The following is an 11675-nucleotide window of genomic DNA, read 5'->3' as shown; positions in this document are numbered from 1 at the left end:
CTGACCTCCTGCATGCCATGCAGGCGCTCTCCCAGCTGAGCTATGGCCCCACGTCGCTGAGGAGCGAAATAATAGCTGTGCCCCCGGGGGTTGGCAAGCGTTTGTTGCACTTTTCTTCACGTCTTTCTGCACGCGTGCGTCAGCCGCCCGGCAGACGCTGCGCGCGCAGGCGCAACGCGTTGCTGATGACTGATACCGAACTCAGGCTCATCGCCACCGCAGCGAGCATCGGCGACAACGAAATGCCCCATGGCACCAGCACGCCGGCCGCGACCGGAATGCCCAGCCCGTTGTAGAGGAAGGCGAAGCCGAGGTTCTGCCGCATGTTGCGCACGGCCGCGCGCGACAACTGGCGCGCACGCAGGATCCCGCGCAGATCACCCTTCACCAGCGTGACCTGTGCGCTGGACATCGCCACGTCGGTGCCGGTGCCCATGGCGATGCCGACGTTGGCACTGGCCAGCGCAGGGGCATCGTTGATGCCGTCGCCGGCCATCGCAACGACGCGCCCCTGTGCCTGCAGCTGCTGCACCAGGGCGGCCTTGTCGGCGGGACGGCTCTCGCCATGCACTTCATCCAGGCCCAGGGTGGACGCAACGGCCTGCGCGGTCAGCAGGCCATCACCGGTGGCCATGATGATGCGCAGCCCGTCGCGGTGCAGCGCGGCGATGGCTTCGGCGGTGGTCGACTTGATCGGATCGGCCACCGACAACAGGCCTGCAAGCTGCCCGTCAACCGCCAGGTACATCACGCTGGCACCACGACGGCGCAGCGCATCGGCCTGTTCCTGCACGGCGGCCACCTGCACCGATTGCCCGGCCATCAGCGCGGTGTTGCCCAGCCACATCGCGCGGCCGTCGACGCGGCCACGCACGCCCAGGCCGGTGATCGAATCGAAATCCTCCACCGCCAGCAACGGCAGTCCACGCGTGCGTGCTTCGGCAACGATGGCTTCGGCCAGCGGATGCTCGCTGCCCTGGTCCACGCTGGCAGCCCACTGCAGCACCCGGGTGTCTTCGAAACCCGCGCCGGCATGCACGGCGTCGAACGCCGGGCGGCCCTCGGTGAGCGTGCCGGTCTTGTCGATCACCAGCGTGTCGACCTTGCCGAGTGCTTCGATGGCTTCGGCATCGCGGAACAGCACGCCATGCTGCGCGGCGCGGCCGGTCGCGACCATGATCGACATCGGCGTGGCCAGCCCCAGCGCACACGGGCAGGCGATGATCAGTACCGCCACCGCGCTCAGCACGCCATGCGTCCATGACGGCTCCGGTCCGAACAGGCCCCAGCCGAACAGCGCCAGTGCGGCCACGGCCAGCACCGCCAGCACGAACCAGTACGCCACCTTGTCGGCCATGCGCTGCATCGGCGCGCGCGAACGCTGCGCCTGCGCCACCAGCTGCACGATCTGCGCCAGCATGCTGTCATCGCCCACGCGTTCGGCTTCGATCACCAGTGCGCCGGAACCGTTCAGGGTCGCGCCGATCACGCTGTCGCCAGCCTGCTTGGTCACGGGCACGGGTTCGCCGGTCAGCATCGATTCGTCCAGCGTCGAACGGCCTTCCAGCACGCGGCCGTCCACCGGCACTTTTTCGCCGGGGCGCACGCGCAGGCGGTCACCTGCCTTCACCCGCGCCAGTTCGACGTCATGCTCGCTGCCATCGGCGTCGATGCGCCGCGCGGTCTTCGGTGCCAGGCCCAGCAGGGCCTTGATCGCTGCCGAAGTCTTGGCCCGCGCACGCAGCTCCATCAACTGGCCGAGCAGGGTGAGCGAGATGATCACCGCCGCCGCTTCGAAGTACACGCCGACGTGGCCGTGCTGCTGGAACGAGGGCGGGAACACACCGGGTGCGGCCGTAGCCACCACGCTGTAGCCGTAGGCGGCGATGACGCCGGTGCCGATCAGCGTCCACATGTTGGGGCTGCGGTTGCGGATCGACTGCGCCCAGCGCTCGAGGAACGGCCAGCCGGCCCACAGCACCACCGGCGTGGCCAGCGCGCCCTCGATCCACACCCGCAACGTCGGCGACAGCGCATGCAGCAGCGGCGTCATCGCCAGCATCGCCAGCGCCATGGTCGCCACGCTCAGCGGCAGCGACACCCAGAAGCGGCGGCGGAAGTCGGTCAGTTCCGGATTCTCGCCTTCGTCCAGGCTGGGCATCATCGGTTCCAGCGCCATGCCGCAGATCGGACAGGTGCCGGGGCCTTCCTGCACGATTTCCGGGTCCATCGGGCAGGTGTAGAGCGTGCCCGCGGGTACCTCGGGGGCGACGTAGGACGACGGATCGAGGTAACGCTGGGGATCGGCGATGAATTTCTGCCGGCAGCCGCCACTGCAGAAGTGGTAGTCCTGGCCCTGGTGATGGGCGTGATGCGCGGTGCTGGCCGGGTCGACGTCCATGCCGCAGACCAGGTCCTTCACCGTGGCGGTGCCGGCTGCTGCCTTGTGCCCGCCGCAGCAGCCGCCGGCGGCCTTCGGCGTGCTGCCATCGAAGGCGCTGGGGGTGGCGATGAATCGCTCGCGGCAGCGTGCCGAGCAGAAGTGCCATTGCTTTCCAGCGTGTTCAGCATGGTGGCGGCTGCTGGCCGGGTCCACGTCCATGCCGCAGACCGGATCCTTCACCGTTGCAGGTACCTGCGTCGTGCCGCCACAGCAGCTGCCTGCGGTGGGCGATTGGCCGTGGCCGTGGTGGGAATGTCCGCTGTTCATGCGTTGTCCTCGGTCAGTGCGGCGAGGATGGGGCACTGTTCCAGCGCACCATGGCCGGGGCAGGCGTCCACCAGCTGTGCCAGTGCGGCATGCATGCGCTGCAGTTCGGCCATCCGCTGCTCGATGTCGAGCAGGCGCGCCTGTGCCGTATCGCGCACGCTGGCCATGTCCTGCTGGTGGCGGTCGCTCAGTGCCAGCAGCTCGGCGATTTCCTCCAGGCTGAAGCCCAGCGCCTTGGCCCGGCGGATGAACCGAAGCCGGCGCAGGTCCTGCTCGCCGAAGATGCGGTAGCCGCCGGCAGAGCGCGCCGCGGTGGGCAGCAGCTGCTGGCGTTCGTAGTAGCGGACGGTGTCGATCGGCACCCCGGCCTCGCGGGCCAGCTGTCCAATATTCATGGCGCACTCCTGGTGGATGCCGCCATTGTCAACCCTGGAGTCTGGTCAAGAGTCAAGGGTTTGTGGGCATCCCCCATTCAGCGCACTTTGCAACTTTCTTCATAGCCCTGCCGTTGCGGCACTTCCTACCCTTCGCCTGAACCGGCCGCTCGACGGCCTGAACGAATGGAGGAGGGGAGCGTGGAGGGACTGAACAACGAAGGTTTCGTCGAGGTTGCCGTGGTCGAGTATCCGGGAGGAGATCCGTCCGCAGCTTCGGTATTGGCTGAAATGGCCCACGTGGCCAATCGCCTGGCCCAGCAGCAGCGGCGCCCGAGTGCCCGCGTGCTGGTCACCCGCTGGATCGTGCCGGCCAGCAACCGCGGTGTGAACCGTATCGCCGGTGCCGAAATGCTGGATGCGGCGATTCCCGCCGTGATTGCCCTGCCGGGCCAGGTCAGCCCGGTGGTCTCGGTGCGCGCGGAGGAAGTCCTGCTGGACTGGCTGCGTGCGCATTACGACGGTGGCAGCCTGTTGGCCGCGGCAGCCGACGGCGTCGGTGTGCTGGCACGGGCGGGCCTGCTGGCCGGGCGCACCGTGTCGGGCCCCGATCTGCGGCGCCATCCGGGCCTGCAGGGCCAGGCCGCCAGCTGGGCCCCCAGTGAGCGTGCGCTGGTGGATGACGGCGACCTGCTCACCGTGGCCGGTCCGCAGGCATGGCGTTACCTGGGCCTGCGCCTGCTGTATCGCCTGCACGGGCAGGGCGTGGCCAGCGCGGTCGCACAGCAGCTGGGCATCGTCGTACCGGCGGGCGTGCAGCAGGACCTGGAGCGGTTCAGTGCCAACTTCGCCCACGGCGACCGTGATGTGCTCAAGGCCCAGCGCTGGCTGCACACCACCTCCGCACGCGGGGCGACGCTGCCGGCCATCTGCGAGGTCTCCGGTCTTGAGCCGCGGACGCTGCAGCGGCGCTTCCTGAAAGCCACCGGGCTGCGCCCCATCGAGTACTGCCAGCGGCTGCGCGTGGCCAAGGCGCAGACCCTGCTGCAGCAGGGCGCCAGCATCGACGAAGTAGCCTGGGGCGTGGGCTATGCGGACCAGAGCGCGTTCCGTCGCCTGTTCCTGCGCATCGTCGGCATGACGCCGGCCAATTACCGGCGGCACGTGAACTGCAAGCGGCGTGAGCGCGCGTTGTCGGCACCGGCGGCGATGGCATCGCGGGCGGTGCCGGTGGTACCGGTTGCGGACTCGCGGCTGGACGCGGCCTGACAACCCCAGGAAGGACGCCGCGCTTGCAACGCGGGCGCGGCGCTCCGACCATGCAGGACTCTGGAATGTGGTGCAGGTGATGTAATGGCAAGTGTGGGGCCGGTGCCGATGCCGGTAGTGGTGATCCTGATCTGTCTGCTGCTTGCAATGGGCATCGCGCGGCTCTGGCCGGCGCGCCAGCCCGTGCCGCCGCGGCCTTCGGGCGCGGGCCAGGTGCTGGACATGCTGCTGGTCGGCCTGCTCTGCGGCCGCGTGTCCTTCATTGCCGCCAACTTCGCCTTCTATCGTGACGCGCCCTGGAGCATGTTGCAGATTGCCGATGGCGGCTATCACGTGGTGGTAGTGCTGGCTGCAGCGCTGGGGTGGGGTGTCTGGCGCCTGCGTCGCCATCCTTCACTGCGTGTTCCGGTGCTGTGCAGTGCACTCGCCGGTGCGCTGCTGTGGGGCGTGGGCAGTTATGGTCTGTCGCAGTGGCAGGCCAACACGCTGTCCCTGCCGGCGTTGCAGGTGGTGGATCTGCAGGGGCAGTCGCTGGACCTCGATCAATTCCGTGGCAAGCCCGTTGTGCTGAATCTCTGGGCCAGCTGGTGTGGCCCATGCCGGCGCGAAATGCCGGTTCTGGCCCGCGCGCAGCAGGCCCACCCCGAGCTGCAGTTCATCTTCCTCAACCAGGGCGAAGGCCAGGATGAGGTGCAGCAGTTCCTGGCCGCAGAGCAGCTTGCACTGCGCGATGTCCTGCTGGACGAGCCTGCGTCGGCCTCCACCGCGCTGGGCGTGCGCGCCTATCCCTCGACCCTGTTCTTCGATGCGCAGGGGCGCCTGCAGGATCTGCACCTCGGTGAACTGACCCAGGCCGGTCTTGAACACAAACTGCGCAGGCTGCGGTAGCCTGCGCGGGCATTTCCTTTTGGAGTTCCCATGCTGTCGATTTCCCTGCGCACCGCGCCTGCGGTCCTGATCCTGCCGATGCTGCTGGCCATGACCGCCTGCAGCCAGGCACAGACGCCGCCGGCCAAGACGCCCGCCGGCACCGCTGCAGCGGCCCCTGCGGCAGGCAAGGGCGAGCGCCCCGCGGTCCTGAAGGGCATCGAAAAGCACGGTTTCGAGGTCGTTTCCGAATTCGATGCGCCGGGCGGCCTGCGCGGCTTTGCTGGTGTGGTCGGTGGCCAGCAGCCGGCGGCGGCGTATGTCACCTCGGATGGCAAGCATGTGCTGGTCGGCAGCCTGTTCGATGCCGAGGGCAACGACGTGGCCGCCGAGGCGGTGGAGAAGCTGGTGTCCGCGCCGATGTCGGCCAAATTGTGGTCCAAGCTGGAAGCCAGTGCGTGGGTGCGTGACGGCAAGGCCGACGCGCCGCGGATCGTCTACACCTTCAGTGACGCAAATTGCCCGTATTGCCACAAGTTCTGGGATGCGGCCCGTCCCTGGGTGGATGCAGGCAAGGTGCAGCTGCGTCACATCATGGTCGGCGTGATCCGTGAAGACAGCCCGGCCAAGGCTGCGGCCATCCTGTCCGCCCGCGACCCGAGTGCCGCGCTGCTGGAGAACGAGCACCAGTTCGACCGCGGTGGCATCAAGCCGCTGCCGAGCATCAGCCGTGATGTCGCTGGCAAGCTCGACGCCAACCAGGTGCTGATGGTGGAAATGGGCTTCCAGGGTACGCCGGGCATCCTGTTCCAGAACGCAGAGGGCAGTGTCGAGCGTCGTGCCGGCCTGCCGCAGGGCGACGACCTGCTGAAGGTGCTGGGTCCGCGCTGACCGCGCCGCTCACCCGTGATGAACATCAGCAGGCCCGCATGGCAACGTGCGGGCCTGTTGCGTTCTGCTAGCCGGCTTGGTGCAGGTAGTACTCCACCGGCACCACCAGTTCCTGCGGTGCGTTCATCTCATCGGGAATGGGTGGCAGCGGTTGTGCGCGACGGAAGGTCTGCAGCGCGGTTTCATCCAGCAGCGCATGGCCGCTGGACTGCTCCAGCCGCAATGCGAGCAGTCGCCCTTCGCGGTCCAGGCTGACCCGTACCCATGCGGTGCCCTGCTGGCGTCGCGCGCGTGCGGCAGCCGGGTAGAAGCGGTAGCGCTGCAGCCGCGCCATCAGCCGGGCTTCCCACTGGTCGCTGGCGGCGCCGGCCTGCAGGTCGGCCGGTGGTGCGTCGGGCGTGGGCGGTGCAGCGGCGACCGAGGCGGTTGCCGGCGCGGCGTTGGTGCTTGCTGCAGGCGGCGCAACCAGCAGTGGTTGCTTGCCGCTGCCACCGGCGTCGCTGGCCGCGAGTTCGCCTTCACGCGCGGCAGTGGGCGGCGGCGGCGGTGGTGCCTTGCTGGGCTGCGGCGCACTGGCCTGCTGCGCCGGGCGCGGCGTATCGGCGTGGCGCTCCTCGATGGGCTGTGGCGGCGCGGCCGGTGCAAGCAGGCGCAGGCTGATGCGCATGTCCTGCTCCGGTGGCGGCAGCGCCGGCGGCGTTGCCACCCAGTGCACGAGCAGCAACAGCGGCAGCAGATGCAGGCCAACGCTGATGGCGATGGCCGGCCAGTGGCCGCTGCGCTCACTCATCGCCGGCGACCCACAGCAGATCGGCGTCGCCAACGTCGAGCGTTTCGCCCGGTGCGGCCAGCGCGATCACCAGCACCGGCGTCGCGGGCGGCAGGTAGCCGGGCACGCCGGTGCCGCGCAGCACGTGCCAGCGTCCGGCGACCAGCAGGGCCGGTGCGGGCGCCTCAGCCAGCACCTGCGCCATGCGCGTGTCGCGCGCGTGCTGCACGGCCAGCATGCCCTCCAGCATCGGCGCAGCGCCGGCATGCTGGGCGAGCACGACCGCTGACAGCCGCTGCCGAGCGTCGGCCACCGGGAACGTGACCGGGCCCGTCGAAGCCAGCAGGGTGTCGACTTCGACGCGCGACAGGTTGCCACCGTGCAGGGCAGTGCCGGCGGCAGCGGCGTCCTGCACCAGTCCGCCATAGGCCTGCCAGGGCCAGCGTGGGTCCCAGCCCAGCAGTTCCTGCAGGCGAGTGCCGTCGGCCCGGTTGCCCTTGGCCAACCAGTGCTGCACGCGCTGCAGGCGCGCCTGGCGTTCCTGCGCGATCATCTCCAGCACCAGTGCGCCCTGCGGCCGCTGCTTCTGCAGGGCATCCAGCAGCCAGCGCTGGGCAGCATGGTCGGCCTCGACATCGTGGCGTTCGCCCAGCAGCACACGCTGCGCCGTGGCCACGCGCTGGACGAAGCCGGCTTCATCCAGCGCCTCGCCCGTGGCCAGGTCGATGACGCTGCCCGGCATCGGCTGCGCGCCGGCGATGCCCGCCAACGCGAGCAGGCACAGCAGCAGCCAGCGGCGCTCAGAACGCCACATTGACGCCCATCGAGACCGTCCGGCCACGGCCGTTGCCGCGGTCCAGGATCGGGCTGAAGATGCTGTCGATCGAGGCATTGTTGTCATAGGCTTTGTTCTGCAGGTTTTCGATGTTCAACCACAGCGTGGTGTTGGGCTGCGGCTTGAAGCTGGCGTAGAAGTCCAGCAGCACGCCGGTGCCGCCGGTCTTGCGGGTCTGGAAGAAGTCGTAGCCTTCCTCGGTGGGGCCGGAGTATTCGGCGCGCACGCCGGCCTGCACGCGCTGCTGCCACCAGCTGCCACCCACATCCAGCGTCCAGTAGCGGTCGGGCAGGGCGGTGATGTCTTCCAGGTTGACGTATTCGATGGTGGGCGCGCTGGTATGCGAGCGGGTCCAGCTCAGCGTGGCGTGGTAGTGCTCGCTGCTGTAGTTGGCTTCCAGTTCGATGCCACGCATGCGCACGATGCCGGGCTGGTTCATCCAGCGGGTGGTGGTGGTGAAGTCATCGGCATCGAGCACGTCGGTCCAGGCACTCAGCTGCTCGTCGCTGTCGATGGCCACCACCAGCGGCGCCACTTCCGGCGGGTGCACCACCAGCAGGTACTGCGGCTTGATGTAATCGCGGATGCGGTTGTCGAAGCGGGTCACCCGCAGCTGGGCCAGATCGCCGTCGACCAGCAGCGAGTCGGTACTGAGGTTGGCGCCGAACTGCAGGTTGCGTGAACGCTCGCGCCGCAGGAACGGGTTGGCGCCCACGCCATCGGCGTCGCTCATGCCTTCCAGCGGGATCTTCTCGAAGAACATTTCCTGCACCCGCGGCGCGCGCGAGGTGCGCGAGGCTTCGACGAACAACTGCAGCCAATCGGTGGCCTGCACCGAGAATGCAAGGTTCGGGCTGAGCGCATGCTGGGTGCGGCGCACGTCGATGCCGCCACCGCCGATGTCCGCACACTGGCCCGGCACATCGGAACAGACCGGGATGTGGCCGCTGATGCCGTAGCGTTCCTGGCGCAGGCCGGCCGTCATCGCGTAGCGGTCGTACTGCAGCTCCAGCGTACTGAACACACTGTCCAGCTGGCTGCGGCCCTGCGGGTTGGCGCCGCGCAGGGTGGGCGTGTCGGCCACGAAGATGTCCGACTGGTGCTTGATGCCGGTGTTCCAACGCGCCTGCACCGCGCCCATCTCGAAGCGGCTGGTGTTGTCCGCGGTCCAGCTGCTCAGGCTGCTGTGCGTGCGCCGGCCGATGAAGCTGGAATCCTCCACGGGCGGGTAGTACAGATGAGTCTTGTTGCCTGCGAAGGTGACGCGCACGTCCAGCCACGGGGTGTAGGGCGTGTAGTGGTAGCTGGCGCGTTGGTTGCGCGCGGAAATCTGCCACGGGTAGTTGTGGTAGAAGTCGTTCTCATAGTGCATGTGGCTCAGGTCCAGCCGATGCTGGTCACTGGGCTGCAGGCGCGCCTTCAGCAGCCAGCTGCTGGGTTGCTGGCTGGCCGGATCGGCGCTGTTCTTCTGCCCGTTGGCGGTTGCGTATTCGCCGCTGCGGCTGCTGCTGGCCGCTGCCAGCAGGCCGAACTGGCGGTCGCCACCGTCCTCGCTGTGGCGCCAGGCGCCGGCAAAGGTGCGGCCATCGCCGTAGCCGTTGTTGCCGTGGCGGTAACCGGCACGCAGGCCCCAGTCGCGACCTTCGCCAAGCAGATCGTCGATGTCCAGCGTGCGGAAGTTGGCACTGCCGGCCAGCGTGCCGGCGCCGTCAGCACCGGCCACTGCGCCGCGCTGCACGTCAACGCCGGCCAGCAGGAACGGATCGACATAGGCGAACGGGCCACCGGAGCCATGCCCGGCGTTGTTGCGGAAGGTCTGGGTCACGCCGTCGATCATGGTGTTGACCCGGCCGGCGCCGGTCATGCCGCGGATGTTGACCTGCAGGCCCGGCTGGCTGCGCGAGTGGAAGCTGTGGCTGCCGGGCATCGAGCGCAGCAGGCTGTTGCCGTCCTGGCGTTCGGCCATCGCCACGCGTTCGCTGCCGACCTTGGGGGTGAAGCCATCGGCGGTGGGGGCGACGTACTGGCTGGCGCTGGCAGCGGTATCGGCGACGGGTCCGCGCGCGCTGTCACTCTGCACGCGCAGTGGACCGGTGCGGCGGCTGCCGTCGTCGTGCTGGGGCGGCGCCGGTTCCAGGGTGGCATGGCGGGCGTCGATGAAGCGCGGCCGCAGGTTGCTGCCGGCCAGCAGGCGGCTCAGCGCCTGGGTGTCATCGAAGTCACCCTGCAGGGCGGGCGCCATCTGGCCCGCGGGGAGTGCGGTGGCCATCACCAGGTCCACGCCGGTGAGGCGGCTGTAGGCATCCAGTGCGCGGGCCAGAGGCTGCGCGGGCAGATCGTAGTGGCGCGTCGCAGCCTGTGCGCGGGCGGGTGCGGGCAACAGCGGCAGGGCGCCGGCACACGCCAGCGACAGGGCAAGAACAAGGGGGCGGTGGCACAGCATCGAAGGCTCCAGGGGATGACGCGGGGCGTCGTTCACCTGGGTAGACGCGGCGATGGGGCCGATGTCAGGGTGCATCGCGCGGCTCGCCGTGCGGCGCCATCCAGACCTGCATGCCAGCGGGCAGGCGCAGCACGCGCACGTGCAGCTGCGTGGCGAGCTGGTCACGGCTTTCGGCAGCGCCGTCGGCACTGCCGAGCACGCTGACCGGCTGCTGCCGGAGTGCGCTGCCGATGATCCAGGTGTGGCCGCCGTGCCAGGCATCCAGCCCCTGCGCGACCGTGGCCAGCGGCGCGGAGACCCAGTGCAGGCGCCGCTCGCGCCAGGCCAGTGCACCGCTTTCCATGTCGGTGGCCTCGGTCGTGCCGTTACCATCAAAGCGCATCTGCTGGCCCTGCTGGGCTTCGGCATGGCCAGGGCCGCTGTCCACCTGCACGGTGTGCTCGGTGACGACGACCCTGCTGGCGTGTTCCCCGACGGCGACATCAAAGGCGGTGCCCAGCGCGGTGACCGTGCCGTGCGGCGTGTGTACCTGGAATGGCCTGGCGGCGTCGGCAGTGACCTTGAACCACGCCTGGCCCTGCTGCAGCTGCAGTTGCCGACGCGTGCCATCGATGCGTACGTGGATCTCGCTGCCGGGCGCCAGCTGAAGCTGCGAGCCATCAGGCAGGGTTTCCTCGCGGATCTGGCCCGCAGCCGTGCGTACGACCTGTGCAGGTGGCGGTGTCACGTGGCGGCTGTACAGGCCGATCGCACACAACAGCAGCACTGCGATGCCGGCATCGCGCAGACGGCGACGCTGCCGCTGCTGGTGCTGGCGCTGCACGCTGGGCAGGCCCGTGCCGGCCTGCCACAGCGCCTGCAGGTGCTGATACTGCGCGGCATGGCGCGGGTCGGCCGCGATCCAGCGGGCGAACGCGTTCTCGTCGCGGTGGCCGTCATGGCCGTCCAGCCACCAGCGGGCGGCCTCCTGGGCGATGGCGTCGTGGCTCACGCCTGCGGTACCTGCTGCAGGGCGACCAGCGCACGCAGCAGGTGGCCGTGCGCGGTCTGCCGGGTGATGCCGAGCAGGCGGCCGATCTCGGCCAGCCCTCTCTGTTCCACCCGCGCCAGCAGGAGCACCTGGCGCGAACGTGCAGGCAGGGCGGCGATGACGGCGTCGAGATGGCGCAGCTGTTCGGCGTCGAGCAGGCGTTGTTCGGGCAGCGGCGTGGGGTCGGCGATGGCCAGCAGCTGGGCGTCGTCCAGCACGTCCTCGCGGCGGCGCGCGCGCTGCCGGTAGTGGTCGGCGATCAGGTTGTGGGCAACGCGATACAGATAGGCGCGACCGTTGCCCAGCAGTCCGCTGGCCGCGACCTTGACGACGCGCAGCCAGGTTTCCTGGACGACGTCATCGGCGTCGCTGCGTTGCGGGAGTTTGCGGCGGACGTGGGCATGCAGCGGCCGGTAATGGGCTGCGCACAGATGCGCGACATCCGTCTGTTCGACAGGCGTGGACACAGGGCGGGCGGGGGCAGGGT

Annotated in this window: 10 protein-coding genes; 3 read left to right on the top strand and 7 right to left on the bottom strand. The window is 69.2% G+C overall.

Annotated features, from left to right (window positions below; genetic code table 11):
- Positions 1-139: 139 nt before the first annotated feature.
- Together IAE56_RS18700 and IAE56_RS18695 are read right to left on the bottom strand one after the other, a co-directional pair.
- Positions 140-2710 (bottom strand): heavy metal translocating P-type ATPase, encoded by a 2571-nt coding sequence (locus IAE56_RS18700; RefSeq protein ID WP_200753566.1) that lies wholly within the window; start codon positions 2708-2710, stop codon positions 140-142.
- A complete protein-coding gene (locus IAE56_RS18695; RefSeq protein ID WP_150454085.1) occupies positions 2707-3105 on the bottom strand; it encodes a heavy metal-responsive transcriptional regulator in 399 nt (132 codons plus the stop codon). The genes IAE56_RS18700 and IAE56_RS18695 overlap by 4 nt, the downstream gene beginning before the upstream one ends.
- Positions 3106-3285: 180 nt before the next feature.
- Between IAE56_RS18695 and IAE56_RS18690 the strand changes: the two genes are divergently transcribed.
- The 3 genes from IAE56_RS18690 to dsbG all read left to right on the top strand — a co-directional run bounded on the left by IAE56_RS18690 (position 3286) and on the right by dsbG (position 6111).
- A complete protein-coding gene (locus IAE56_RS18690; protein WP_325167210.1) occupies positions 3286-4353 on the top strand; it encodes a helix-turn-helix domain-containing protein in 1068 nt (355 codons plus the stop codon).
- Positions 4354-4437: 84 nt separating this feature from the next.
- Entirely contained in the window at positions 4438-5241 is an 804-nt protein-coding gene (locus IAE56_RS18685) for a TlpA disulfide reductase family protein (RefSeq protein WP_200753564.1), read from the top strand.
- Positions 5242-5271: 30 nt separating this feature from the next.
- The gene (gene dsbG, locus IAE56_RS18680; RefSeq protein ID WP_200753563.1) at positions 5272-6111 is read left to right on the top strand and encodes a thiol:disulfide interchange protein DsbG; all 840 of its coding nucleotides are present in this window, start codon (positions 5272-5274) and stop codon (positions 6109-6111) included.
- A 67-nt stretch (positions 6112-6178) separates the two neighbouring features.
- Here dsbG and IAE56_RS18675 read toward each other — a convergent pair whose 3' ends face one another.
- The 5 genes from IAE56_RS18675 to IAE56_RS18655 form a co-directional block, all read right to left on the bottom strand.
- Positions 6179-6901, bottom strand: a complete 723-nt coding sequence (locus IAE56_RS18675) for an energy transducer TonB (RefSeq protein WP_200753562.1) — start codon at positions 6899-6901, stop codon at positions 6179-6181.
- Positions 6894-7694 carry a ChaN family lipoprotein gene (locus tag IAE56_RS18670; RefSeq protein ID WP_200753561.1) on the bottom strand — a complete coding sequence of 267 codons (801 nt, stop codon included), beginning with the start codon at positions 7692-7694 and terminating at the stop codon, positions 6894-6896. The genes IAE56_RS18675 and IAE56_RS18670 overlap by 8 nt, the downstream gene beginning before the upstream one ends.
- Positions 7681-10158, bottom strand: a complete 2478-nt coding sequence (locus IAE56_RS18665; RefSeq protein WP_200753560.1) for a TonB-dependent receptor — start codon at positions 10156-10158, stop codon at positions 7681-7683. The genes IAE56_RS18670 and IAE56_RS18665 overlap by 14 nt, the downstream gene beginning before the upstream one ends.
- A 64-nt stretch (positions 10159-10222) precedes the next feature.
- On the bottom strand, positions 10223-11149 hold the full coding sequence (locus IAE56_RS18660) for a FecR domain-containing protein (protein ID WP_200753559.1): 927 nt from the start codon (positions 11147-11149) through the stop codon (positions 10223-10225).
- Positions 11146-11655 carry an RNA polymerase sigma factor gene (locus tag IAE56_RS18655; protein WP_200753558.1) on the bottom strand — a complete coding sequence of 170 codons (510 nt, stop codon included), beginning with the start codon at positions 11653-11655 and terminating at the stop codon, positions 11146-11148. Before IAE56_RS18655 ends, IAE56_RS18660 begins: the two co-directional genes overlap by 4 nt.
- Between the last annotated feature and the right edge of the window lie 20 nt (positions 11656-11675).

It is taken from the genome of Stenotrophomonas sp. S41, from assembly GCF_016624625.1.
GTDB lineage: Bacteria > Pseudomonadota > Gammaproteobacteria > Xanthomonadales > Xanthomonadaceae > Stenotrophomonas.
Note: the sequence above shows the minus strand (reverse complement) of the source record. Positions and strands in the feature narration are given on the sequence as shown.

Bases quoted from the DNA above. Each gene is read 5' to 3' on its own strand.
- IAE56_RS18685 (WP_200753564.1), top strand. From the start codon at position 4,438: ATGGCAAGTGTGGGGCCGGTGCCGATGCCGGTAGTGGTGATCCTGATC.
- IAE56_RS18665 (WP_200753560.1), bottom strand. From the start codon at position 10,158: ATGCTGTGCCACCGCCCCCTTGTTCTTGCCCTGTCGCTGGCGTGTGCC.
- IAE56_RS18670 (WP_200753561.1), bottom strand. From the start codon at position 7,694: ATGTGGCGTTCTGAGCGCCGCTGGCTGCTGCTGTGCCTGCTCGCGTTG.
- IAE56_RS18675 (WP_200753562.1), bottom strand. From the start codon at position 6,901: ATGAGTGAGCGCAGCGGCCACTGGCCGGCCATCGCCATCAGCGTTGGC.
- IAE56_RS18695 (WP_150454085.1), bottom strand. From the start codon at position 3,105: ATGAATATTGGACAGCTGGCCCGCGAGGCCGGGGTGCCGATCGACACC.
- IAE56_RS18700 (WP_200753566.1), bottom strand. From the start codon at position 2,710: ATGAACAGCGGACATTCCCACCACGGCCACGGCCAATCGCCCACCGCA.
- dsbG (WP_200753563.1), top strand. From the start codon at position 5,272: ATGCTGTCGATTTCCCTGCGCACCGCGCCTGCGGTCCTGATCCTGCCG.